This is a genomic window from Actinoplanes sp. NPDC023801 (assembly GCF_040639655.1).
Lineage (GTDB): Bacteria > Actinomycetota > Actinomycetes > Mycobacteriales > Micromonosporaceae > Actinoplanes.
Genome location: NZ_JBFAAI010000049.1, coordinates 18,306 through 40,051 on the forward strand (window position 1 = coordinate 18,306; position 21,746 = coordinate 40,051).

General features: G+C 72.0%; 26 protein-coding genes and 1 pseudogene. 14 read left to right on the forward strand and 13 right to left on the reverse strand.

Annotated elements, in window-relative coordinates:
* Positions 1 to 6 precede the first annotated feature (6 nt).
* Complete coding sequence (locus tag AB0G04_RS42730; RefSeq protein ID WP_360996006.1) at positions 7 to 663, forward strand: response regulator transcription factor; 657 nt, start codon at positions 7 to 9, stop codon at positions 661 to 663.
* Positions 660 to 1,844 carry a HAMP domain-containing sensor histidine kinase gene (locus AB0G04_RS42735; protein ID WP_360996009.1) on the forward strand — a complete coding sequence of 395 codons (1,185 nt, stop codon included), beginning with the start codon at positions 660 to 662 and terminating at the stop codon, positions 1,842 to 1,844. Before AB0G04_RS42730 ends, AB0G04_RS42735 begins: the two co-directional genes overlap by 4 nt.
* On the opposite strand, the gene AB0G04_RS42740 is transcribed toward AB0G04_RS42735, so the two are convergent.
* Entirely contained in the window at positions 1,783 to 2,796 is a 1,014-nt protein-coding gene (locus tag AB0G04_RS42740; RefSeq protein ID WP_360996011.1) for an LLM class flavin-dependent oxidoreductase, read from the reverse strand. The two genes, AB0G04_RS42735 and AB0G04_RS42740, sit on opposite strands and share 62 nt — an antisense overlap.
* Before the next feature lie 80 nt (positions 2,797 to 2,876).
* On the opposite strand from AB0G04_RS42740, the gene AB0G04_RS42745 reads away from it, so the two are divergent.
* A complete protein-coding gene (locus AB0G04_RS42745; protein ID WP_360996014.1) occupies positions 2,877 to 3,746 on the forward strand; it encodes a L,D-transpeptidase in 870 nt (289 codons plus the stop codon).
* Positions 3,747 to 3,923: 177 nt separating this feature from the next.
* On the opposite strand, the pseudogene AB0G04_RS42750 reads toward AB0G04_RS42745, so the two are convergent.
* Positions 3,924 to 4,151: pseudogene (locus AB0G04_RS42750) on the reverse strand (helix-turn-helix transcriptional regulator); the annotation flags it as partial.
* Positions 4,152 to 4,508: 357 nt separating this feature from the next.
* Here AB0G04_RS42750 and rho point away from each other — a divergent pair.
* Together rho and AB0G04_RS42760 are read left to right on the forward strand one after the other, a co-directional pair.
* Positions 4,509 to 5,594: a transcription termination factor Rho gene (gene rho, locus AB0G04_RS42755; RefSeq protein WP_360996016.1), complete on the forward strand. Its 1,086-nt coding sequence runs from the start codon at positions 4,509 to 4,511 to the stop codon at positions 5,592 to 5,594.
* Positions 5,595 to 5,767: 173 nt separating this feature from the next.
* Positions 5,768 to 7,270 carry a SpoIIE family protein phosphatase gene (locus AB0G04_RS42760; protein ID WP_360996019.1) on the forward strand — a complete coding sequence of 501 codons (1,503 nt, stop codon included), beginning with the start codon at positions 5,768 to 5,770 and terminating at the stop codon, positions 7,268 to 7,270.
* On the opposite strand, the gene AB0G04_RS42765 is transcribed toward AB0G04_RS42760, so the two are convergent.
* The 6 genes from AB0G04_RS42765 to AB0G04_RS42790 form a co-directional block, all read right to left on the reverse strand.
* Complete coding sequence (locus tag AB0G04_RS42765; protein WP_360996022.1) at positions 7,267 to 8,133, reverse strand: hypothetical protein; 867 nt, start codon at positions 8,131 to 8,133, stop codon at positions 7,267 to 7,269. The two genes, AB0G04_RS42760 and AB0G04_RS42765, sit on opposite strands and share 4 nt — an antisense overlap.
* 88 nt (positions 8,134 to 8,221) lie before the next feature.
* Positions 8,222 to 8,614 carry an ATP-binding protein gene (locus AB0G04_RS42770; RefSeq protein WP_360996024.1) on the reverse strand — a complete coding sequence of 131 codons (393 nt, stop codon included), beginning with the start codon at positions 8,612 to 8,614 and terminating at the stop codon, positions 8,222 to 8,224.
* A complete protein-coding gene (locus tag AB0G04_RS42775; RefSeq protein WP_360996027.1) occupies positions 8,607 to 8,936 on the reverse strand; it encodes an STAS domain-containing protein in 330 nt (109 codons plus the stop codon). Before AB0G04_RS42775 ends, AB0G04_RS42770 begins: the two co-directional genes overlap by 8 nt.
* Before the next feature lie 90 nt (positions 8,937 to 9,026).
* On the reverse strand, positions 9,027 to 9,779 hold the full coding sequence (locus AB0G04_RS42780; protein WP_360996030.1) for an N-formylglutamate amidohydrolase: 753 nt from the start codon (positions 9,777 to 9,779) through the stop codon (positions 9,027 to 9,029).
* A gap of 39 nt (positions 9,780 to 9,818) precedes the next feature.
* Complete coding sequence (glnII, locus tag AB0G04_RS42785; RefSeq protein WP_360996033.1) at positions 9,819 to 10,820, reverse strand: glutamine synthetase; 1,002 nt, start codon at positions 10,818 to 10,820, stop codon at positions 9,819 to 9,821.
* 218 nt (positions 10,821 to 11,038) lie between these two features.
* Positions 11,039 to 11,881: a LysR family transcriptional regulator gene (locus tag AB0G04_RS42790; protein WP_360996035.1), complete on the reverse strand. Its 843-nt coding sequence runs from the start codon at positions 11,879 to 11,881 to the stop codon at positions 11,039 to 11,041.
* 74 nt (positions 11,882 to 11,955) lie between these two features.
* Here AB0G04_RS42790 and AB0G04_RS42795 point away from each other — a divergent pair, with 74 nt between their 5' ends.
* On the forward strand, positions 11,956 to 12,612 hold the full coding sequence (locus AB0G04_RS42795; RefSeq protein WP_360996038.1) for a type 1 glutamine amidotransferase domain-containing protein: 657 nt from the start codon (positions 11,956 to 11,958) through the stop codon (positions 12,610 to 12,612).
* A 45-nt stretch (positions 12,613 to 12,657) separates the two neighbouring features.
* Positions 12,658 to 13,515 carry a universal stress protein gene (locus AB0G04_RS42800; RefSeq protein ID WP_360996041.1) on the forward strand — a complete coding sequence of 286 codons (858 nt, stop codon included), beginning with the start codon at positions 12,658 to 12,660 and terminating at the stop codon, positions 13,513 to 13,515.
* A gap of 55 nt (positions 13,516 to 13,570) precedes the next feature.
* Here AB0G04_RS42800 and AB0G04_RS42805 read toward each other — a convergent pair whose 3' ends face one another.
* Positions 13,571 to 14,035, reverse strand: a complete 465-nt coding sequence (locus AB0G04_RS42805) for a response regulator (protein WP_360996044.1) — start codon at positions 14,033 to 14,035, stop codon at positions 13,571 to 13,573.
* Positions 14,036 to 14,213: 178 nt separating this feature from the next.
* Here AB0G04_RS42805 and AB0G04_RS42810 point away from each other — a divergent pair, with 178 nt between their 5' ends.
* The 4 genes from AB0G04_RS42810 (at position 14,214) to AB0G04_RS42825 (ending at position 16,789) form a co-directional block, all read left to right on the forward strand.
* Complete coding sequence (locus AB0G04_RS42810; RefSeq protein WP_360996046.1) at positions 14,214 to 15,134, forward strand: siderophore-interacting protein; 921 nt, start codon at positions 14,214 to 14,216, stop codon at positions 15,132 to 15,134.
* Complete coding sequence (locus AB0G04_RS42815) at positions 15,128 to 15,790, forward strand: uridine kinase (RefSeq protein ID WP_360996049.1); 663 nt, start codon at positions 15,128 to 15,130, stop codon at positions 15,788 to 15,790. Before AB0G04_RS42810 ends, AB0G04_RS42815 begins: the two co-directional genes overlap by 7 nt.
* A gap of 89 nt (positions 15,791 to 15,879) precedes the next feature.
* Entirely contained in the window at positions 15,880 to 16,182 is a 303-nt protein-coding gene (locus tag AB0G04_RS42820) for a protealysin inhibitor emfourin (protein ID WP_360996051.1), read from the forward strand.
* 61 nt (positions 16,183 to 16,243) lie between these two features.
* A complete protein-coding gene (locus AB0G04_RS42825) occupies positions 16,244 to 16,789 on the forward strand; it encodes a hypothetical protein (RefSeq protein ID WP_360996054.1) in 546 nt (181 codons plus the stop codon).
* Positions 16,790 to 16,794: 5 nt separating this feature from the next.
* On the opposite strand, the gene AB0G04_RS42830 is transcribed toward AB0G04_RS42825, so the two are convergent.
* Positions 16,795 to 17,358: a hypothetical protein gene (locus AB0G04_RS42830; protein ID WP_360996057.1), complete on the reverse strand. Its 564-nt coding sequence runs from the start codon at positions 17,356 to 17,358 to the stop codon at positions 16,795 to 16,797.
* On the reverse strand, positions 17,355 to 17,906 hold the full coding sequence (locus AB0G04_RS42835; RefSeq protein WP_360996060.1) for a sigma factor-like helix-turn-helix DNA-binding protein: 552 nt from the start codon (positions 17,904 to 17,906) through the stop codon (positions 17,355 to 17,357). The genes AB0G04_RS42830 and AB0G04_RS42835 overlap by 4 nt, the downstream gene beginning before the upstream one ends.
* Before the next feature lie 130 nt (positions 17,907 to 18,036).
* On the opposite strand from AB0G04_RS42835, the gene AB0G04_RS42840 reads away from it, so the two are divergent.
* A complete protein-coding gene (locus tag AB0G04_RS42840; RefSeq protein WP_360996063.1) occupies positions 18,037 to 19,701 on the forward strand; it encodes a polysaccharide biosynthesis tyrosine autokinase in 1,665 nt (554 codons plus the stop codon).
* Positions 19,702 to 19,805: 104 nt separating this feature from the next.
* A complete protein-coding gene (locus tag AB0G04_RS42845) occupies positions 19,806 to 20,039 on the forward strand; it encodes a hypothetical protein (RefSeq protein WP_360996066.1) in 234 nt (77 codons plus the stop codon).
* A 44-nt stretch (positions 20,040 to 20,083) separates the two neighbouring features.
* Here the strand turns inward: AB0G04_RS42845 and AB0G04_RS42850 are convergent, their stop codons facing one another.
* Together AB0G04_RS42850 and AB0G04_RS42855 are read right to left on the reverse strand one after the other, a co-directional pair.
* Positions 20,084 to 20,521 (reverse strand): CBS domain-containing protein, encoded by a 438-nt coding sequence (locus AB0G04_RS42850; protein ID WP_360996069.1) that lies wholly within the window; start codon positions 20,519 to 20,521, stop codon positions 20,084 to 20,086.
* Between the two features lie 209 nt (positions 20,522 to 20,730).
* On the reverse strand, positions 20,731 to 21,186 hold the full coding sequence (locus AB0G04_RS42855) for a hypothetical protein (protein WP_360996072.1): 456 nt from the start codon (positions 21,184 to 21,186) through the stop codon (positions 20,731 to 20,733).
* A 70-nt stretch (positions 21,187 to 21,256) separates the two neighbouring features.
* Between AB0G04_RS42855 and AB0G04_RS42860 the strand changes: the two genes are divergently transcribed.
* Entirely contained in the window at positions 21,257 to 21,466 is a 210-nt protein-coding gene (locus AB0G04_RS42860; protein WP_360996075.1) for a hypothetical protein, read from the forward strand.
* The last annotated feature ends 280 nt before the right edge of the window (positions 21,467 to 21,746 follow it).

Consider the following 21,746-nt stretch of genomic DNA (forward strand, 5'->3'; position numbering starts at 1 on the left):
CGGCGGATGCGGATCCTGGTGGTGGAGGACGAGCGGCTGCTCGCGGACGCGATCGCCGAGTGGTTGCGGGAGGAATCGCACGCGGTCGACGTGGCCGGCGACGGCGCCGCGGCCCTGGAACGCGTCGGCGTCAACGACTACGACGTGGTGGTGCTGGACCGGGACCTGCCGCTGGTGCACGGCGACGAGGTGTGCCGCCGGATGGTGGCCGGGGGGTCCGAGGCGCGGGTGCTGATGCTGACCGCGGCGGCGGAGGTCGGCGACCGGGTGGCCGGGCTGTCCCTCGGTGCCGACGACTACCTGACCAAACCGTTCGCCATGCCGGAACTGGCCGCCCGGGTGCTGGCGCTGGGCCGCCGCACCCGGCCCGGCACCCCTCCGGTGCTGCGCCGGGCCGGGATCACCCTCGATCCGGCACGCCGCGAGGTGACCCGGGACGGCCGGTACGTCTCGCTGTCGAAGAAGGAGTTCGCCGTGCTGTTCGAACTTCTGCGCGCCGACGGGACGGTGGTCTCCGCCGAGCATCTGCTGGAGAAGGCGTGGGACGAGCACGCCGATCCGTTCACCGGTGCGGTCCGGCTCGCGATCCTCAAACTGCGCCGCAAGCTCGGCGATCCACAGGTGATCGACACCCTGCCCGGCGTCGGGTACCGGATCGCATGAGACTCCCCCGGCCCACCCTGCGCCTGCGGCTCACGCTCGTCTGGTTCGGCTTCTTCCTGGTCGCGGGCCTGGCCCTGCTCGGTGTCACCTACCTGTTGTTCCGCAACCAGCTGCCGTGGACGCTCACCCCGCCCGCCGTCGAGGACGGCCGCAACCTGAAACGCGTCATCGTCAGCAACGACGTGGTACTCACCGGTGAGGCCGCCGACCAGCTCATCGAGGCCCAGGTCGCCGAGGTCAGCAGATCCTTCTTCCAGCAGGGCGCACTGGCCTTCCTGCTGGTGGCGATCGCGGCCGGCGCGTCCGCCTGGATGCTGACCGGCCGGATGCTGGCCCCGCTGCACCGGGTCACCGCCACCGCCCGCCGCATCGCCGCCGAACGCGGCCTCCAGCAGCGCATCCACCTGCACGGTCCGGACGACGAGGTGAAGGAACTGGCCGACACGTTCGACGGCATGGTGGAACGCCTCGAACACGCCTTCGACGGCCAGCGGCGGTTCGTCGCCAACGCGTCGCACGAGCTGCGCACACCGCTGACCCTCAACCGGGCGCTCGTCGAGCTGGCCATGCACCGCAAGACCGCGTCGCCGGACGTGCTGCGGCTCGGCGAGGACCTGCTGCAGATCAACACCCGGCACGAACGCCTGATCAGCGGTCTGCTGCTGCTGGCCCGCTCGGAGCAGGAGCTGCCCGCGACGGCACCGGTTGACCTGGCCGACGTGGTCTCCCACGTGGCCGAGCAGACGACGGCCGAGGCGGATGCGGCCGGGGTGACGCTCACCGTGGCGGCCGGGCCGGCGCTCACCCGGGGCGACGGCCTGCTGCTCGAACAGCTCGTGCGCAACCTGGTGGAGAACGGGATCAGGCACAACAACAAAGAGCCCGATGATTGGGTACGGGTGGAAAGCGGCCCGAAAGCGACGATCACCGTCACGAACTCCGGGCCGGTGATCCCCGCCTACGACGTGGCTGCGCTGTTCGAACCGTTCCGCCGCCTCGACGGCGACCGGGTGACGTCGTCGAAGGGTGCCGGCCTGGGCCTGTCGATCGTGCGGTCGGTGGCCCGCGCCCACGGCGGCACCGTCGAGGCCCGCCCCCGCAACGGCGGCGGGCTGGTCGTCACCGTGCGGCTGCCGGGCTCCAGCCCAGCGCGGGACCCAGGTGCTCGGCCATGTCCGTGAGGATCTGCACGTAGTCGTCGTGCTCGAAGGTGAACGGCAGCGCGAACGCGACCTCGTCGATCTCGCGGAACGCGGCGTTCGCGGACAGCCGCTCGGCGATCTCGCCGGAGGTGCCGACGATGTCGGGGGCGAACATCAACCGGGCCGGGCCCTGCGGTACGAGCGTGCGCGGGAGCCGCTTCTCCGCGTACTCGCGGTACTTCGCGGCCTGGGCCGGTGTGGCACTGTCGGTGGGGATCACCACGGGGCCCTGCGACACGCGTGCCCGGTCGCCGTCCGGGTGGCAGGCCCGGAACTCGCGGATGTGGGCGTGCTGGATGTGCTCGAAATCGGCGGGAAGCGACTCCTCGGCCTTGACCACGCTGCTGGTCAGGAAGTTCATGCCGTGCTCTCCCGCCCACCGTGCCGAGGGCAGGCTGCCCCCGCCGTACCAGAGGCGGGACGCGAGACCGGGCGAGTGCGGCTGCACCCGGTCGGAGAACTGCTCGAACCCCTCGTAACCGGAGAAGGACGTGACCGGCTCACCCCGTACGGCCGAAAGAAGTCTCTCGACCCGGGCGTAGCTGAAGTCCTCCGCCTCGGCCGTGCCCGGATAGAGCGCGTCCTTGACCCGGTCCCAGTGCATCGGCGGGCCGACGCTGACGCCGGGGTTGATCCGGCCGCCGGAGAGGAGGTCGAGGGTGGCCAGGTCCTCGGCGAGGCGCAGCGGGTTCTCCCAGCCCAGCGGGATGACCGCGGTGCCGAGCTCGATACGGCTGGTGCGCTGCGACGCCGCGGCGAGCACCGCGACCGGCGAGGAGATGCCGAACTGCAGGTGCCGGTGGCGCAACCAGGCGCTGTCGAACCCGAGGCGCTCGCCCAGCTCGATGATCTCGAGGGTGGACTCGTGGCCGCGGCGGGGGTCCGCCTCGTCGAACAGCCCGATGGTGAGGAAGCCCAGCTTGCGCAGCATGTGATCAACACTAGTCGGCAGATGTTACGAGGGCCGTCGGCAGTTCGTTCACCCGAAAGGGATCCCGCTACCCTGGGCTGATGCCGTTCGCCCGGATCCGACCCTTCGTCCTGCCGGTCTCGGCGGCCGCACTGATCCTCGCGCTGGCCGTCGCTGTCGGCCTGGCCCGCGGCAAGGAACCGACCCGGGCCGTCCTCGCGGAGCCGCGCACCTCCGTCGCGGCCTCGGCGCCGGCGTCGCCCGCACCGCCGGCGACCGTGCCGCCGCCGGCCGCGAAGCCGCCCGCCGGCCTGCCGGTCATCGCCTACGCGAAGGGTCCCCGCGGCCTACCCGCCGACCCCGATCCCGCATCCGTCGTCCCGATCACCGAGGCGCTGCGGCCGGAGAAGCGAACAGCGCTGTACGACGCACCGGGCGGCCGTCCCCGCGCCTACCTGCCGGCGCGGATCAGCGGCTTGCCGGTCGTCGTGCCGATCGTCGCCCGCGAGAACGGCTGGGTCGCCGTCCTGGTGCCGGCCGCCAACCGCCGGATCGGCTGGGTCCCGGAAGCCGGCTGGAGGCCGGAGCCGCTGCGTGACCAGCTCGTCGTCAGCCTGGCCGAACGCCGGCTCACCTGGCTGCGGGAAGGCGAGGAGCAGCAGCGCTGGACCGTGGCGATCGGCACCGAGCGCACCCCCACCCCGCTGGGCCGCACCTTCGTGCTGGGCCGCACCGGCACGTCCGGTCCGGTCTACGCCGGACTGGACGCGCTGGTGCTCGGCTCGGTCCCGGACGCGCCGGAGAAGCTGGCGGCGAGCCTGCAGGGCGCACACACCGGCATCCACGCCTGGACGAACAGTGCCGTCTTCGGCCGGGACGTCTCCAACGGCTGCGTCCGCACCCCACCCGCCGGCATGCGCGAACTGCTCGCCCAGGTCGACCCGGGCACGCCGGTGGTCGTCACAGCCTGAACGTCACAGCCTGAACGTCACAGCCTGAACGTCACAGCCCGAGCGTCACAGCCGGATCAGCGACCGCGGCGCGCGGGCGCACGCCATCCAGCGGGACGCCGAGCAACGCGGACCACCCTGGCCGCGGTTGACAGACAGGTGCGTGACGAACCGGGAGGCCGGAGCCGGCGCCGCCTGCCGCAGCATCTCCTTGCGCACCTCGTCGAGCAGATCCGGCATGGCCAGGCCGAGCGCCCGGCAGATCGCCGCCAGCACCTCCGACGAGGCCTCCTTGGTGCCGCGTTCCACCTCCGACAGGTACGGCAGCGACACCCCGGCCTCCGCGGCCACCTCCCGTAACGTGCGCCCCTGACCCAGCCGGATCCGGCGCAGCACCTCCCCGATCACCCTTCGCAACAGCGGCATTCCGGTCTCCCTCCCCGCGAGTGCTCCGCTGCCATCATCGCCGTTCCCGCGTCACGGTGCTAAGGTGGGCCCAACTTCGATCGCGGATGACGGCGTCTCTTCACACGCCCCCGGTGATCGAGATCCCCGGCCGCACAGCGGTCTTCTCCACGGTTCAAGCCCCGGCTTGCCGTCGTCGTGCAGTTCCGCGCACCCACCGGAAGCAGCTCGGCGCACCACCGGAAGCAGTCCGCGCACCCACCGGAAGCAGTCCCGGGCCCCGGAAGCAATCCCGCGCATCGAACGCAGCTCCGCGTACCGGACCCAGTTCCGCGCACCGGAAGCAGTTCGGCGCACTCACCGAATCGAGTAACGCCCATGTCCGAACCCGTACCCGTCGACGCCCTGCTCGACATCTCCGGCGACCGCGCGTGGCTGCGCCCGTCCGGCTACGCCCCCTCCCCCGGCGACCTCCCGCTGCACCGGGGTGAGGTCCGCCGCCTGCACCTGCGCCGCGGTGACCGGGTCACCGGAACCCTGGACGCGAACCGGCGCCTGCAGCTCACCGCGGTCAACGGCCGCCCACCGGGCCCGCGCCCCGGCTTCGGCGAACGAACCGTGGTGCACCCGCACGAGCGGCTGCACCTGGAAACCGACCCGGCCGTGCTCACCACCCGGCTCGTCGACCTTTTCATGCCGGTCGGCAAGGGCCAGCGGGCCATCATCGCGGCACCTCCGAAAGCCGGGAAGACCACGTTCCTGGCGGACATCGCCGTCGCGGTCGGCCGCAACCACCCCGAGTGCCACCTGATGGTCCTGCTCGTCGACGAGCGCCCCGAGGAGGTGACCGACCTGCGCCGCACCGTCAAGGGCGAGGTCGTGGCCGCCAACTTCGACCGCCCGCCGCACGAGCAGACCGCGGTCGCCGAACTGGCCGTCGAACGGGCCATCCGCCTCGCCGAACAGGGCGACGACGTGGTCCTGCTGCTCGACTCCCTGACCCGGCTGGCCCGCGCCTACAACCTGACCGCCCCGCCCCGCGGGCGTACGCTGACCGGCGGCCTCGACACCTCCGCCCTGTACCCGGCGAAACGCCTGCTCGGCGCGGCCCGATGCCTGGAGGGCGGCGGCTCGGTCACGGTCATCGCGACCGCGCTGGTGGAGAACGGCTCCGCCATGGACACGCTGATCTTCGAGGAGCTGAAGGGCACCGGGAACGCCGACCTCAAACTCGATCGCGGCCTGGCCGAGGCCCGGGTCTTCCCGGCCGTCGACGTCACCGCCTCCGGCACCCGCCACGACGAGATGCTGCTGCATCCCGACGAGGTCCCGCTGATCAGCCGGCTGCGCCGCGTCCTCGCCGGGCCCGGTTCCCGCGACCAGATGTCCCACCTGCTGCGGCAGCTGCGCGCGTCCGGCTCCAACGCCGCCTTCCTGAAGGGCCTTTCCCGGTACGACCGGTAGCGCTCACGACCGCGCCGTGCCGGCCAGTTCCCCGCACCGCGTGCCGTCGTGGTGCCCGCTCCTCGGGCGGCTCCGGGGCCTGGCGAAACTGGGCGTGGTGGAGGTGTCACGCACTCCCGGTTTCCCGTCGTGACGGCGTCCCCGGGCCGGTGGGGTGCCGCTAGGCTGCTCGGATGGTGGACGAAGCGGTCGTACGGGAGTTGCTCGCCGTGGTTCCGGTGGGCTGCACCTGGGTCGTGCCGGTTCGCGGGGCCGACGGTGCGGTCACCGACTTCCGGATCGCGGCGACCAGTGACCGGATCCGGGACATCTTCGGGCGGGGAACCCAGCGCATCGACAGCCTGCTCGGTGAGCTCTATCCGTCGCTGCGCGGTGGTCCGTTGTGGACGCTCTACACCGAGGTGCTGACGAGCGGTGTGTCCGGGAACATGGACGAGTTCCGGTACGAGGAGTCACGCGAGGGCGTGGTGTTCGAGTCCCGTTTCGAGATCAGTGTGCACCGCGTGCTCGGCGGACTGCTGATCTGCTGGCAGCGGGTCGACGAGCATCAGCGCCGCCTGGAGCACACCGAGGCGCTCGGCAGTCTCGGCTGGAGCGAGCTCGACCTGGCCACCGGCGCCACCGGCTGGTCGCCGGGGATGTACCGGATCTTTCAGCGTGACACCGCCGAGGGGCCGCTGTCGCGGACCGATCAGGCGCACGCGATGCTGCCGGACGACCGGGGCATCGCCGAGGCGGCGTGGCAGACGCTCGACAGCGGGGCCACCTCGGACGTGACGGTCCGGTTCCGGGTCGCCGGGGCGGTCAAGCACCTGCGGATCCTGTCGGACGTGGCCCGGGACGCGGGCGGGAAACCGGTGAAGATCTACGCGGTGGTGCAGGACGTGACGGCGCGCGTCGACTCCCGTACCGAGATCGAATCGCTCAGTGACCGGCTGCGGACCAGGGAGATGACCGCTCTGGCCGAGCATCGCCTCGCCGGGCAGTTGCAGAGTCTGATCCAGCCGGTGCCGCGGTCGCCGTTCGTGCTCGCCGGCCTGGAGGCGATGGTCAGTTATCTGCCGGCGGAGAGTGCCGTGCAGGTGGGCGGCGACTGGTATCACGCGCAGACCCTGCCGGACGGCCGTGTGGCGCTCGCGATCGGCGACGTCGCCGGGCACGGCCTGGAGGCGGCGAGTGGCATGGCACATCTGCGGTTCGCGCTGGTGGCGTGGCTGTCGATCGGCATCCGGGAACCGGGTGAGCTGCTGGCGCACATGAACCGGCTGTGTGCGCAGCTGGGCATCACCGGGACGGCGCTGGTCGCGGTCTACGATCCGCGGACGCGGGCGCTGCCGTGGGCGCGGGCCGGGCATCTGGCGCCGCTGCTGGGCCGCGGCGGCCGTGCCACCGAGCTGGACCGGCCGCCGGGCCTGCTGCTGGGCGCCGAACCGGAGACCGACTTCCCGACCGCGGACACCCGCCTGGAGCCGGATGACCTGGTCCTGTTCTTCACCGACGGTCTGGTGGAGCGCCGGCACAGTGAGGTCGTCGACCGGTCCGGCGAGGTCCGCGAGCACCTGTCGGCGGTTTCCGCCTCCGGCGGGCCGGACCAGCTGGCCCGCATCCACGGCATGCTGCACGCGCCGAGCCCCGACGACGACACGTGCACCCTGGCGGTCCGCGTGCTGGTCTAGACGTGCTGGTCCGGGGCCGCGGCGAGGGCCGGCGCGTGCCGCTCGGCGAGGCGCGCCCAGGCCGTGGTTCCGCCCGGCAGCGGCCATGCGCGGGTACGGGCCTCCGTGTGCTCGGCTGCCCGCAGGTCCGACCCGAACTGCCGTCCGAGAACGGTGAGCGCCCGCTCGGTCCCCGGGTGACGCCGGATCACCTCGTCGTGTTCCAGGAAGCGGTCGACGAGCTCACTGGTGGTGGCGGCGGCCTTGTCCGCGTCCAGGCGGGTGAGCTCGAGCCACGGCGGTTCGCGGTGTTCGGCGAGGGCGGCGGCCAGCCGGTCGTGCCCGTCCAGCACCACGTAGCCGCACAGGCCGCTGACCCACCACAGCAGCACCGGCGGCAGGGTGCCGTCGCGGACCTGCTTCCGATAGGCCTTGACCCGCCCGTCGCTCGCGCCGGACGGCGTGCGCAACGGCAGCACCGGCCAGTCGCCCTCGTAGTAGAAGTAGTCCTCGTCCGCGGCGAACAGCTCCCACCGCCACACCGTCCGCAGCCGGGGCACCCGCGAACTCAGCAGCCATCGGCCGGCGTGCAGTGGCCCGTACGCCGAATCGGAGAGCTCCGACCGGAAGTGATGCGCCCAGCGAGCCCACCAGGTCTCGTCGCCGCCGCCGGCGACGCCGGCCGCGTGGGCGGCCCGCAGCGGCGGGACCGGCGAACGGTAGCGCCCGGTGCGCACGTAGTCGACGCCGTAGCAACCGTCGTCGACGCGGCCCAGAACCACCGGCTCGTCGCCCTGCCGGATCAGCAGGAGACCACGGCCGGCCACCTCCATCCGCAGCGCCGGGCGGCCGGCCGGCGAACCCGCGTCGAACATGAGATCCACCAGGCCATGATGGACCGCGACGCAGCGCACGCGGATGCCGGGCCGGTCCCCGCGGTGGGTGCCGCCACCCACGGGCGCGACAGAGAAGTCAGAGACTGAGGCAGATGCGTACGAGAGTCCCGCCGGGCACCGCACTGGTGTGGACGGAATCGCAGACCCGCTCGACAATCGCCAGCCCCCGGCCCCGGATCGCCTCGGCGGACGGCATCGCCCGGCCGAACGGGCGGCTCGCGCCCTCGTCGACGACGTCGCAGATCAGGTTGCCGTCCTGAGCCCAGATCCGGATGTGCCCGCCACCACTGGTGTGCTGCAACGTGTTGGTGGTCAGCTCGCTGACGGCGAGGGTGAGCACCTCGACCCGCCCGGCGGGCAGCCCGAGCGCCAGCGCCCGCTCGGTGACGAACGCCCGGACACGCCGCAGGTCGTCGGCCGCCTCGTAGAACATGCCGTCCGGTTCGGGCATCAGGCTCAGCTCAGACATGACGGCGCTCGTCGGCTGGGGCGCGCAGCAGACTGTCGAGGCCGGTGAGCTCGAGGACGGCGGCGACGGGCCCGGTCGCGCCGGTCACGTAGATCCTTCCTCCGGTGTGCTTGGCCGCGTGATGGGCGGTGACCAGGCTGTGCACGCCACTGGAGTCGATGAAGGTGAGCGAGGCCAGATCCACGAAGACGGCCTTGGCGCGTTGCACGGCGTCGAGCAGGACGGCGGTCAGGTGGTCACGTGACGACAGGTCGCACTCACCGGCGAGGGTCACCGTGATCCGGCCGCTTCCGGCGGATGTTCTCGCCTCGAAGTTCGCCATCGATCGCCGTGTCCTTCCCAGCGGGCACCTGCCTGCCAGGGCCATCATGTCATCCCGGCCCCGGAATCGGCGCGTTCGCCGGTCACCCGGTCAGGGAACGGCATCGACGAGGGCGGCCAGCGCATCCGCCATCACGAGGAGACCTCCGGTGGGCGGGCCGCCGGGTTCGATCATGTAGCGGTCCCGGCGGATCTCGATCATCAGGGCGGTCACCGCGGGCTCCCGGCGGTAGTGCTCGAGCGGGACGTAACAGCCGGCGAACGGGCTGTCCAGGCCGGTGTCACCGAAGGCGGCACGCGCGGCGCCGATCAGCGACGGCGGCGTGTGGAACGGGTCGGTGCCCAGGCAGACCGGTGGGCGCGGGCCGTCGCCGTGCAACTCGTAGGGCAGCCGCACGGTCGGGTAGGAGTGCACGTCGAGCACGATCGCCCGCCCGGTGGCCGCCAGCCGCCCGCTCACGAGGGTGGTCATGGCTTCGGCGTACGGATGGAAATGCTCCTGAAGAAGGACGGCGTCGCGGGAGGAGTCGTCGGCGCGCAACCGCCGCCCCGCGTGCCCGTGGGTGTAGACGGGCCCCATGCCGGCCGCGAGCATCTCGTCCTCGATGAACCGTTCCGGATCGACGACCAGCCGGGACAGCCGGTTGACGAAGATCCACGGGCGTGTCCTCGCGGTCTCGGCCGCCCGCAGCGCGATCCGATCGGTGTACGCGTCGGTGAGGTGGTCCAGCTCCTCCCCGACGACGTCGGGAAACAGCCCGGAATCAACGAGTTCGCGGGAGGAATGGGGCACGTGCAGGATCACCGGCGACGACGGATCGCCGGGCAGGACGTCGAAGGCCACCGCGCGGAGGATACGCGCGGTGGCCTTCGACTGCGTCGATCAGGCCAGCTCGGAGCAGATCGTGTCGATCAGCAGGCGGGTGACCACGTACGGGTCGACGTTGGCGTTCGGGCGGCGGTCCTCGATGTAACCCTTGCCGTCCTTCTCGACCTGCCACGGGATCCGCACCGAGGCACCGCGGTCGGAGACGCCGTAGCTGTACTCGGTCCACGGGGCGGTCTCGTGCAGGCCGGTGAGGCGCTGGTCGATGCCGGCGCCGTAACCGTCCACGTGCTCCTGGCGCTTCTTGCCCAGGGCCTCGGCGGCCGCGATGATCGCGTCGTAGCCCTCACGCATGGCCTTGGTGGAGAAGTTGGTGTGCGCGCCGGCGCCGTTCCAGTCGCCCTTGACCGGCTTCGGGTCGAGGGTGGCGGACACGCCGTGCTTCTCGGCGATGCGGTAGAGCAGCCAGCGGGCCACCCACAGCTCGTCGGCGACCTGCGGCGCGGCGACCGGGCCGATCTGGAACTCCCACTGACCGGGCATGACCTCGGCGTTGATGCCGGACAGGTTCAGGCCCGCGGCGAGCACCGCGTCCATGTGCTCCTCGACGATCTCGCGGCCGAAGACCTCGTCCGCGCCGACGCCGCAGTAGTAGCCGCCCTGCGGGGCGGGGTAGCCGCCGCCGACCGGGAAGCCGAGCGGACGGCCGTCCTTGAAGAAGGTGTACTCCTGCTCTATGCCGAAGATCGCCTCCTGGTCGGCGTACTTCTCGGCGACCGCGCGGAGCGGGGCGCGGGTGTTGGTCGGGTGCGGGGTGCCGTCGATCAGCTCCACCTCGCACAGCACGATGATGTTGTCGCCGCCGCGGATCGGGTCGGGACAGACGAACACCGGCTGGAGCACGCAGTCGGACTTGTCACCGGGCGCCTGGCTGGTGCTGGAACCGTCGAAGCCCCAGATGCCGGGCTTCTCGCCGTCGGCCAGGATCTTGGTCTTGGAGCGCAGCTTCGCGGTGGGCTGGGTTCCGTCGACCCAGAGGTATTCGGCCTTGACGACCATTGTGCGTTTCTCCTCAAACTGGCGTACTCGGGGCGTACTCCGCAAAGCCTGGACAACACCGATAAACAAGTGGTAAACCCGGGCCCGGCGCGAGGACGATATCCGCCGCAGATCAACTCCTTGTTTCCGATCCCGCACCGTGGATGGGTGATCCCCGTAACGTTGACCGGTTACGGCTCATCGCCTATCGCTCCCGGCCGCCGGCCGTCTCCCGCCGCTCACCACTCCCGACCGGCCGCCAGCAGCGCCGTGCGGGCCGCCCTCAGGTGCGGCTCGTCGCGGGCGGCGGCCCGGGTCGCCAGATAGAGCGTGTTGATCGGCGGGTCGTCGGTGGGCCGCACCTCGACGAGCGTGCCGGACCGCAACTCGTCCTCGACCAGGTAACGGGGCAGCACCGTGGCGCCGATCCCGGCGACCGCCGCCGCCCGCAGCGCCCGCAGATCCGGCACGACCAGGACGGCCCGCCGGGGCGGCGGGGTCCCCAGCACGTGCCGCCACCAGCGCCGGATGATCGGTAGTTCCTCGGCGTAGGCGAGAAGGTCGGAGGTGCCCACGCCGGGGGCCGCGACCAGCACGAATTCCTCATCGCACAACGGCTCGGCGTGCAGACCGGCCCGGCGTGGCCGGATCGCGCTGACCACCAGGTCGAGCCGGCCGTCGGACAACTCCCCGAGCAGATCGTCGGCCAGGCCCAGCCGCACCCGCACGTCGGTTCCACCCGCGATGACGCCGGCCAGAGCCGGCAGCACCCGGGCACTCACCAGCTCCGCCGGTCCGCCCAGGTGCAATGTCCGCCCGGCCGCGTTGCCGGCGCCGGCCAGCGACGCGGCCACCCCGGCCAGCACGTCCATCGGACCGTCCAGACGCCGGGCCAGGTCGTCGGCGGCCGCGGTCGGTGTCACACCCCGGGCCCCGCGGACGAACAGCGGCTGCCCGATCCGGCTCTCCAGCGTGCGCAGCTGCGCGGTGACGGTGGGCTGGGACAGCCCGAGCGTCTCGGCCGCCCGTGTCATGGTGCCGGCCCGGTGGACGGTCAGGAAGGTGTGCAGCAGATCGAGCATCCCATCAGTATTCCGATGGCTGCTCTCATCGTTCCTCTTGGTTGCTGATGCCCTCGGGAGGGCATGGTTCGGGCATGACAAAAATTCTCATCGGCCTCACCAGTCACGGCGACCTGGGCGGCGTGCGTTCCACCGGCTACTACCTGCCCGAGGCCGCCCACCCGTGGCGGGTCTTCACCGACGCCGGCTACACCGTCGAGTTCGCCTCGGTGGCCGGCGGGGAGCCTCCGGTCGACGGCGCGGACCTGAGCGATCCGGTGCAGCGGGAGTTCACCGAGCAGGTCCCGCTGAAGGAGACGCCCCGGTTCGCCGACCTGGACCCGGCCGGCTACGACGCCGTCCTGTTCGCCGGAGGCCATGGCGCCATGTGGGACTTTCCCTCCGACCCCGGCCTCGCCGCCTTCACCCGGGAGCTGTACGAACGCGGCGGTGTCGTGGCCGCCGTCTGCCACGGCCCGGCGGCGCTGACCGGCCTCACCCTCTCCGACGGCACCCCGCTGGTCGCCGGCCGGCGGGTCGCGGCGTTCACCGACAGCGAGGAGTCCGCGGCCGGCCTCACCGAGGTGGTCCCGTTCCTGCTGCAGAGCCGTCTCGAGGAGCTCGGCGCCGAACACACCGGGGCGCCCGACTGGGAGCCGCACGTCGTCACCGACGGCCGCCTGGTCACCGGCCAGAACCCGGCGTCGTCGACCGGAGTCGCCGAAGCGGTCGTGGCGGTATTGAAGAAGTGAGTCCGACCCACGACGATCAGGGGAGGAAGCGGAGGAGGCGGCACCGTGGCCACTCAGAGGATCGTCGTGGGGTATGACGGATCACCCGACGCACGCAAGGCGGCCCGCTGGGCGCTCGACGAGGCCCAGCGGACCGACGCCACCGTCGAGCTGCTCTACGCGTACGAGTGGCCCAGTTACGTGCCCGCCGCCGCGATGATGCCGGCCGCCGCCGTCTACCCGGACGCCGACACCGACGACGCGGTGGGCGAGATGCTGGGCCGGGCCCTGGAGATCGCGGCCGGCACGCATCCCTGCGTCCGGCTGCGCACCCGGGTCGAGCACGGCACCGCCGCGGTGGCCCTGGCCCAGCGCAGTGCCGAGGCCGCGCTCGTGGTGGTCGGCGGGCCACGGCACTCCGCGGTGCGGACGCTGCTCGGCTCGACCAGCGCGTCGGTGAGCGCCCACGCGCGCTGCCCGGTCGTGGTGGTACGCGGCGAGCCCCGCGACACCGATCCGGTGGTGGCCGGCGTGGACGACTCACCGGCCGCCGCCACGGTGCTGGGGTTCGCCTTCGAGCAGGCCGCGGTCCGTGGTGTGCCGGTCCGTGCGGTGCACGGCTGGACACCACCGCCGGGCGATCTGCTCTGCGACGCCAACCTCTCCGCGGTCGCGGCCGAACGCAGCCGTCTCGACGCGGTGGTGGACTGCTGGCGCCGGCGGTTCCCGCAGGTTCCGGTCAGCACCGAGGTCCTGGTGGGCGCGCCCGGCGAGGTGCTCGCCGAGGCGGCGGCCGGGGCCCAGCTGGTGGTGGCCGGTGCCCGGGCCCGGCGGGCGCTGCGGGTGACACTGCGCCCGTCGATCGGCCGGCATCTGCTGCACCGGGCCCGCTGCAGCATCGCGCTGATGAACAACGGCCGGTGACGGCGGCACCGCCGCTTCCGGGTGGCCGAGCCACCCGCGGCGGGCCGCCGGCGGGTCAGACGTGCGCGGGGACGAGGCGTTCGACCCGGCGCAGCAGTTCGGCCGGGTTGAACGGTTTGACCAGGTAGTCCTCGGCACCGACCATCTCACCGAGGGCCAGGTCGGCCGGCGTGCCGCGGCCGCTGATGATGATCACCGGGATGTCTGCGGTCTGCGGCGAGGAGTGCAGTTCGTAGCAGAAGCCGAGACCGTCGAGGCCCGGCATCGAGACGTCGAGCAGGATCAGCTGGGGTCGTTCACCGACGGCCAGAGCCATCGCGGTGTGACCGTCGCCGGCCTCCAGGATGCGGTACCCGGCGGCGCGCAGACGCACGGCGACCACGTCACGAACGTCGGCATCGTCGTCGGCGACGAGGACGGTCGGTGGCTGCAGGGCGGCGGCCCAGTCCTCGGCGAGCGACGGCAGGGCGTCGGCGTCACTGAAGGTCAGGGCCGTCGTCGCGGACGGGGTCTGCGGCATGTCGTCTCCTTGCGGCGGGGCCGTGACTCGGCGGGACCGTTCTGATCGGCGCGCCGGCCCCGTTCCGCAGGCTGCGCCGGTTGCGATCCCGGAGCACCGCCGGAAGCGCGGCCCGGGGGCGGTGGTGACAGGCCGCGGGTCAGCGGTTAGGTTAGGGTTACCTAAAGAGGAGGCGACCGTGACCCAGACCGTCGTGCCGACCGAGACGTCCCCGTTCCGGTTCTTCCCGGTCGAGGTCGCCCGCATCGTCCGGCTCAGCCCGAACTTCCTGCGCGTGACGTTCACCGGCGACGAGCTGAGCCGGTTCGCCGACAACGGCTGGGACCAGCGCATCAAGCTGATCCCGCCGCTGGACGACGCGGGCCACGACCACCTGCCGACCGGCCCCGACTGGTACACGCGGTGGCGGGCCCTGCCCGACGACCGGCGCAACCCGATCCGCACGTACACGGTCCGCAACGTCCGTGCCGCGGACCGCGAGATCGACGTCGACATGGTGCTGCACGGTGTGAACGGCCCCGCCTCGCGCTGGGCGGTCGCCGCCGGCCCCGGATCGAAAATGATGATCATGGGCCCGAACGCCGATTTCGGCGGCCCGTCCGGCGGCATCGACTTCCACCCGCCGGCCACGACCCGGCGGATCCTCCTGGTCGGTGACGAGACGGCGGTCCCGGCGATCGCCTCGATTCTTTCCCGGCTCCCGGCCGACGCGGTGGGTCACGCGCTGCTGGAGGTCCCCGAGTTCGGGGATCGCCTGGAGCTGACCGCACCGGCCGGTTTCACGGTGACCTGGCTGCCGCGGGACGGTGCCGGGCACGGCGTCGCACTGATCCCGGCGGTGCGTGAGGTGGCCCAGCGGCTGCTCGGAGACTGCACCGGCCCGGCGACGGCCGAGCTAGAGGACGTGGACATCGACCAGGACATCCTGTGGGAGGTGCCGGAGGAGTCGGCGGGCGCCCCGGACGGCTTCTACGCGTGGCTGGCCGGCGAGGCTGCGGTGATCAAGACGCTGCGCCGCCACCTGGTGTCCGAGTGCGGCGTGGACCGGCGCGCGGTCGCGTTCATGGGCTACTGGAGGCTGGGCCGCCCGGAGTGCTGAGCGCGGCCCGTGCGCTCGTCCTCTCCGAGATCGCTGACGCGATCGTTGCGGACCCCGATGTCGTACGGGTGGGAGTGGACGGTCCGGACGGCTCCGGCAAGACCGTCCTGGCCACGGAACTGGCGGCCGTGCTGCGCGACCGCGGCCGCCCGGTGGTCCATCTGTCGATCGACGACTTCCATCACGTACGGGCGATCCGTCATCGCCGTGGCCGGGACTCGCCGGAAGGTTTCTGGCTGGACTCCTACAACTACGACCGGTTCCGCGCCGACGTGCTCGAGCCGTTCGGCCCGGGTGGTGATCGGCGCTACCGCCCGGCCGCCCACGACGTGCGTACCGACGAGGTGCTCACCCCCGAACCCCGGCAGGCGGAACGGAACGCCCTGCTGATCGTGGACGGCCTGTTCCTGCACCGCGACGAACTGGCCGGCGCCTGGGACCTGTCGCTGTTCCTGGACGTGCCGTTCACCGAGACGGCCCGGCGGATGGCGTCGCGCGACGGCACCCCGTCCGACCCGGGCCACCCCGGCATGCGCCGTTATGTGGAGGGCCAGCGGATCTACTTCACGACGTGCGACCCGCAGCGCCGGGCCGGTGCCGTGATCGGCAACGCGGACCCGGACCACCCGGTGCTCACCTGGTCGGCGGGCCGGTAGCGGCACAGTCCGCGGAGTCCGGATATAGACAACCCGTAGTGGCCGAGATCCGACAGCGTTCATGTCGGTCCGATGTCACCGTCGAGAACGTGACCCCTCGTGTACGAGCCGAGCTGCGTCGATCAGGCGGATTCGCGGGCCGATCCCTGCGTGTCGTCCTCGACTCCGCGTCCCTCCCCCACGACCAGGCCGCCCAGCTGGCCCGCCTCGTCGAGCAGATCGACCTGAACCGTGTGGGCGCCGGGATCGGCGCCTCCTCGCGGGCCGATCTGACCCGCTACCAGCTGGCCGTCGAATACGGCGGGCGGCACTGGCGCGGCACCGTTGCCGAGCCTTGCGTGCCGACCGAACTGCGACCCCTCCTGCGGTTCCTCACCAGCGCAGCCGGCTGACAGACGAGCGCCGCCTACTGAAAGGCTCAGGCCGCCCGCCGGCCTGCCGAAGGTCGCCGCCGTGAGCAACCCCCGCTACGCCGTGCGCTCGGCCCTGTTCGCGGCCGCCTATCTGGCGGCGTGCCTGGCAGCGGCCGCGACGCCGTTCGCCCCGGTCCCTCCGCTTGCGGCCGGCGCGATCTGGCTGGCCGCGCAGAGCGGACACGGCCGCCGCCGTCTCGACGTGATCATGCTGGCCACCGCAGCGGCGGTGGCCGCCACCCTCGAGGGTGCCGGTCTGCTGATGGCGGCCACCGTCGCGGTGTGGGCGGTGGTGCCCGCCCTGGCCTTCGCGATGCTGCTGGAACGGTGGCTGCCCGGATACTGGCGGGGCCACGGCGACCGGTTCCGCCGCCCGCGCGCCGCGCTGGGCCCGCTGGCCGGTGCCGCGGCTCTGTCCGCGGCCGCCGGAGTGATCCTGGCCGGGGTGATCGACACCGGTCTCGACCCGGCCACGGCGGCGTTCCACCTGTCCCGCGACACCGCGGCGCTGATCCTGCTCACCCTCGGGGTCCGTGCGCTGCGCCACTCCCGCAAACCGCGCCGGCCCGGCCTGGTGGTCCGCTGATCCGGTCAGCACCGGCCCGGCACGCCGTCGACCAGGGACATCCGTGCATGGGCCCCTTCGCCGTCCGGGCCCGCGACGATGACCAGGTGCAGGGTCGTCCCGGCCGGCATGGCCCCCGGCCGGATCCGGTACCTGACCTCACCACCCTGACCGCGCTGCTGGTCCAGCACGTCCTTCAGCCCGGGCCGGCCCTCCCCGTCGCCGGTGCAGGGCGGCGAGCCCGGTGGGAGGAAGTCGACCCGCGCCGGGACACCCGCGCGTCGCAGATCGGCCGAGAGCCCTTCGGCGTCGAGCAGTTCCCGGATGGTGAGGCTGACCGTGCCGTCCGGTTCGGCGGCAACCGACCACGCGACCAGCTCGGCGGGTTCCGCGGGTGTGCCCGTCACGGGCAGGTTGAGGGCCGCCGCCAGTGCCGCCACGGCCAGGACGGCGCCGGCCGCCGCCCCGGCACGTCGCCGGCGCCGCACCACGCCGCCGCGGGTGGTGACCGTGTCCAGGTCACCGGTCATCCGTACCGGCTCGAAACCGGCACGCATCCGGTCGTACAGCATCTCGTCCTGATCGATCATCGCAGTGCCTCCGTCTCGCTGAGGTGCGCCCGCAGCGCACGGGTGGCGCGGGCGAGGTGGGCGGTGACCGTACCGGCGGCGATACCGAGAGTCCGCGCGGTCGTCTCGCTGTCCAGGTCCAGGAAGATCCGCAGAGCGACCACCTGCCGCTGCCGTTCCGGCAAGGACCGCAGCGCCGCCATCAGCCGCGCGTCCGGCAGACCGGTGCCGTCGGCCGGACCGGCCCGGTCGTGGGGCGCCCAGTCCGCGGCCGGCACCTCCCGTCGTCTCCGCCGCCACCAGGACACGTGGGCGTTCAAGGCGGTGCGTACCACCCAGGCGCGCGGCGCCGGATGCCGCCGCACGGTGGGCCAGGACGCCCAGGCACGCGCGAACGCCTCCGCCACGAGGTCCTCGGCGCGGTCGCGCTGCCCCACCACCGCCGTCACCGTCCGCAGGCAGTCGTCGCGCGCGTTCTCGTAGAAGGTCGCGAACTCCATCACGTCCTGTCTACGCGCGACGACGCCGTGCCGCTTACCCGGAATCGCCTCGATGGAGATCCGTGCCATATCCACCGTCCACCTCTGGACGGCCGCCGTAACACCGAGTGAGATCAGCCGGAATGATCGACGCGGAGAGTAACCGCATGGTGGAAGAATTCCCGGCCTGAGTTCAGTGATATCAGGAGGACTACCAGTAATGACGACCTACGGACGGTCCGCGCGGATGCTGCGCCGATACGGTCCCTGGACACTGGTGGTGATGACCGCTTCGCTCGCAGCGGCCTTCGCCCTGCACCGGTCGGCGCCGCCCGCATTCGAGGCGCGGGCGACCGTCCTGCTGGACTCCCGGCTCGCCGCCCCCGCCGTCCGGCCGAGCACCGGCCCCGGCGCCCCGGCGCAGGCCGCCCTCCCCCGCGACGCGGACACCGAACGTCAGATCGCCCTCTCCGACGCGGTGCTGCTGCCGGCCGCGAGCCAGGCCGGGCTCGGCACCGAAGCGTTCCGGAGGGGCCTGACCGTCGAGGTGGTCCCGGACTCGAACGTGCTGAACATCGTCTACACCGCCGGCAACCGGATCGACGCCCACGTCGGCGCGCGCGCTCTGGTCGAGTCGTACGTCGCCTACCGCTCGAACGGCCCCGGCAGCGTCACGGTGCTCACCGGCCCCAGCCTGCCGGACGAGCCGGTGACCCGTCCGCTCGCCCGGTACCTGGCCGCCGGTGCGGTCGCCGGTCTGCTGCTCGGTGCCGCCACCGCCGTGCTGCGTGCCCGTACCCGCGGCCGGATCCGCAGCCGGGAGGACTTCGCCGTCCTCGCCGGCACACCGGTGACGGCGACCGTGCCGCGGCACGGCCGGCCCAGCGGTACCGCCACCGGCGCCCCGATCATGCTGCGCGACCCGGAGTCATCGACCGCCGAGTCGTACCGGTACCTGCGGTCCCGCCTGCACCCGGCACTGCGCCCGACGAACACCACCACGATCCTGGTGACCAGCCCCGGCGACGGGCAGGGCCGCACCACGACCGCCGCGAACCTGGCGGTGGCCCTGGCCCAGGCCGGCCGTGCGGTGCTTCTCATCGACGCCGACCTGCGAAACCCGCAGCTGCACCACGTCTTCCAGGTGCCCGGCGACCACGGCCTGACCACGCTGCTCGACGGGGATGCCACCGTGTCGGAGGTGCTGGAGGACACGTCGGTGCCGCACCTGCGGCTCATCCCGGCCGGGCACCGCGACGGCGGCCACTCCGATCTGCTCGACAGCGGCCAGCTGGCCCGCGTGCTGCGAGCGTGCGAGAAACACGCCGACGTGATCGTGCTCGACTCGTCGGCGGTGCTCAGCACCGCCGACCCGATCGCCCTGGCCGCGCTCGCCGACCGGGTGCTGCTGGTCGGCGACTTCGCCCGTACCGGCCGGGAATCGGTTCGCCGCGCCCTGGCCGAGCTCGCCGAGGTGGTCCACGACAACATCAACCCGGTACTGGTGAACGTGCCGAAGAGCGCCGGGGCACTGGTGCCGTACGCCCGGAAACGCCCGGTCGAGCCGGCCGCCCCGTTCCACCGCGATCGCCTGACCTCGGACGCCGACGACGTGGCCCCGCCCGGAGTGACCTCGCACGCCTACGTGGAGGTCGACGACACCGACGACGATCCGCTGGCCGACTTCTACGCCCGCACCCCCACCGTCGCGGTCCCGATCATCTACGGCTCCACCCAGACCGCCACCGTCTACGCCTCCTCCGCGGCCACCGTCCAGGAGGACCCCGACGAGGAGGACCCCGAGGAGACGGAAGCGGAGGAGGCGGAGGAACCAGGCGGCGAGACTGTCGGTTCAGCGACAACACCCGCGGCGGTGTCGGATTAGCGTCGCCTCTGGAGCGTGAATGAACCGCAACGCACGGTTGGCCCCTGTCACACACTGGGCATACGGCCCATACCCAGCCTGCGAATCTCCCCGGAGGACGAGCGATGACCACGAACCAGACCCTGCTCAGTGAGGCATCCGCCGACGCGAACGGCACGACCGAAGGCGCACGGCAGCGCGTGACCTCGGCCGTACGCCGCAATCCCAAGAAGACCGCGACCGGAACCACCCTGGCCCTGGCCGCCGCGGCAGCCGCCGCCGTGTTCCTGACCCGGCGCCGCAAGGCGACCGTCCCCGCCCGCGGCCGCAACCGCCTGTCTGCCCTGCTCAACCGCTGACCGGAGGCGACGCCACCGCCTGGGAAGGTGGTGGCGTCGCCGTGTCACACCCGCTCTCCGGTGATGTAGCCGGCCAGCGTGCTCCGTTCGTCCTCGAGTTCCCCGATCCGGTTCTTGACCACGTCGCCGATGCTCACCACACCGCGCAGCGCCCCGTCGACCACCACCGGCACGTGCCGGAACCGCCGTTCGGTCATCAGCCGCTCGACATCTTCCAGTTGCGCCTCCGGCGGCACCGTCCGGACCTGCGCGGTCGCAATCGCGCTCACCGGTTCGGCCAGCACCGCCGCCCCGCGCGCCGCAAGGGCCCGCACGACGTCCCGCTCACTGACGATCCCGTCCACCACGGAACCGTCGCGCGACACCACAGCCGCACCGATCCCGTGTTCCGCCAGAACGGCCAGCAGCCGCTCGATACTCACCTCCGGCGCAACGGTGACCACCTGCTCACCCTTGACCCGCAGAATGTCGCTGATCCGCATCGTTCCTCCCTCGCATCGGTCGTGCACTGGTCGGCCCCGCGTACTCCCTTCTATGCCGAAACCAGACCACGCCTGTCAAGGAGGACAATCTTCGGACCGTCCATCTCCGCCCACTTCACACCCATTTGCGGGTACGAGTCACCACCCCACAACCGCAAGTGCCCCGCACCACCATCGCGGGTCCGCCCGGCCGCACCCGGTGGGATGGATCAGGCGTAGCAGGTCTCGATCAGGTAGAGCCGCAGCGCGACAACTTCGCCGTCGACAACTTCGATGTCGTAGTAGGTGTCCTTGCGTCCCGCGACCTTCACGGCCTGGCGATGGTCGTCAGGGTCGCCGATCTCCAACGAATCCCAGCCCGGATACGCGGCGACGACCTCGTCCAAGGTGCTGCCCAAGGCGATACCTTCCGGCGTGAACACATTCGAGTAGGCCACGATGGTGCCGACACCGATCCGCGGGCTGAGAGTGACCGCGGCACGGATCGTCCCGCCCCGGAAAAGGGGAACGCCCAACTCGCAATCGTCGAGCTTCTTCGGCGCCGGGCCGTCCAGCTGGCCCGTCCGGTAGGCCTCCGCCACGGACATACCGAGCTTCACCTTGCCGAACCCGTCAGGGCCGATCGTCAGCTTCTCGTCAACGGGATCGGTACGCTTCGGCTTCACCGTCCTCGAGGGGGCAACCGACGCCGACGGCCCAGCCGACTTCGACGGAGAGCCGGCCGCGGACGGCGACGTGACCACGCTTGAGGGTGCGGCACCGCCGGAGACCCCGCCGGAGGAGATGGCCGGCACCCCTCCGATCGGCTCGGCCACCCCGTCCACCCGCACCGGGCCGCTGTTGCATCCGGCAAGAACCGCCAGCCCAGCCATCGCGGCCACTACAACCGTCGCCATGCGTCGCATCGGTCTTCCCTCATCCCGCGAACCGTCGTTCTCCCCGTAGCGCCGACGTCCGTGACTCGGCACTCCCACAAGGTCCGATGCACATTCCGTCCACCTGGTTCGCGCCGCGAGGTAACGGCAACATAACGACACCCGCGGCTGGCGAAACATGGCGCCGACCTCGCACAGATCCGGGACATCGCTCTGCGCGAACCCGGAAACGCAGAAAGGCCCACCCGGTCACCCGGGTGGGCCTTTCTTAACGTTGAGTCCGGCGGCGTCCTACTCTCCCACACCCTCCCGAGTGCAGTACCATCGGCGCTGGAGGGCTTAGCTACCGG

What these genes read in the sequence shown, in the direction of transcription:
- AB0G04_RS42730 (WP_360996006.1), top strand. Translation starts at nt 7, where the DNA reads ATGCGGATCCTGGTGGTGGAGGACGAGCGGCTGCTCGCGGACGCGATC.
- AB0G04_RS42735 (WP_360996009.1), top strand. Translation starts at nt 660, where the DNA reads ATGAGACTCCCCCGGCCCACCCTGCGCCTGCGGCTCACGCTCGTCTGG.
- AB0G04_RS42740 (WP_360996011.1), bottom strand. Translation starts at nt 2,796, where the DNA reads ATGCTGCGCAAGCTGGGCTTCCTCACCATCGGGCTGTTCGACGAGGCG.
- AB0G04_RS42745 (WP_360996014.1), top strand. Translation starts at nt 2,877, where the DNA reads ATGCCGTTCGCCCGGATCCGACCCTTCGTCCTGCCGGTCTCGGCGGCC.
- rho (WP_360996016.1), top strand. Translation starts at nt 4,509, where the DNA reads ATGTCCGAACCCGTACCCGTCGACGCCCTGCTCGACATCTCCGGCGAC.
- AB0G04_RS42760 (WP_360996019.1), top strand. Translation starts at nt 5,768, where the DNA reads ATGGTGGACGAAGCGGTCGTACGGGAGTTGCTCGCCGTGGTTCCGGTG.
- AB0G04_RS42770 (WP_360996024.1), bottom strand. Translation starts at nt 8,614, where the DNA reads ATGTCTGAGCTGAGCCTGATGCCCGAACCGGACGGCATGTTCTACGAG.
- AB0G04_RS42775 (WP_360996027.1), bottom strand. Translation starts at nt 8,936, where the DNA reads ATGGCGAACTTCGAGGCGAGAACATCCGCCGGAAGCGGCCGGATCACG.
- glnII (WP_360996033.1), bottom strand. Translation starts at nt 10,820, where the DNA reads ATGGTCGTCAAGGCCGAATACCTCTGGGTCGACGGAACCCAGCCCACC.
- AB0G04_RS42790 (WP_360996035.1), bottom strand. Translation starts at nt 11,881, where the DNA reads ATGCTCGATCTGCTGCACACCTTCCTGACCGTCCACCGGGCCGGCACC.
- AB0G04_RS42795 (WP_360996038.1), top strand. Translation starts at nt 11,956, where the DNA reads ATGACAAAAATTCTCATCGGCCTCACCAGTCACGGCGACCTGGGCGGC.
- AB0G04_RS42805 (WP_360996044.1), bottom strand. Translation starts at nt 14,035, where the DNA reads ATGCCGCAGACCCCGTCCGCGACGACGGCCCTGACCTTCAGTGACGCC.
- AB0G04_RS42830 (WP_360996057.1), bottom strand. Translation starts at nt 17,358, where the DNA reads ATGATCGATCAGGACGAGATGCTGTACGACCGGATGCGTGCCGGTTTC.
- AB0G04_RS42835 (WP_360996060.1), bottom strand. Translation starts at nt 17,906, where the DNA reads ATGGCACGGATCTCCATCGAGGCGATTCCGGGTAAGCGGCACGGCGTC.
- AB0G04_RS42840 (WP_360996063.1), top strand. Translation starts at nt 18,037, where the DNA reads ATGACGACCTACGGACGGTCCGCGCGGATGCTGCGCCGATACGGTCCC.
- AB0G04_RS42845 (WP_360996066.1), top strand. Translation starts at nt 19,806, where the DNA reads ATGACCACGAACCAGACCCTGCTCAGTGAGGCATCCGCCGACGCGAAC.
- AB0G04_RS42850 (WP_360996069.1), bottom strand. Translation starts at nt 20,521, where the DNA reads ATGCGGATCAGCGACATTCTGCGGGTCAAGGGTGAGCAGGTGGTCACC.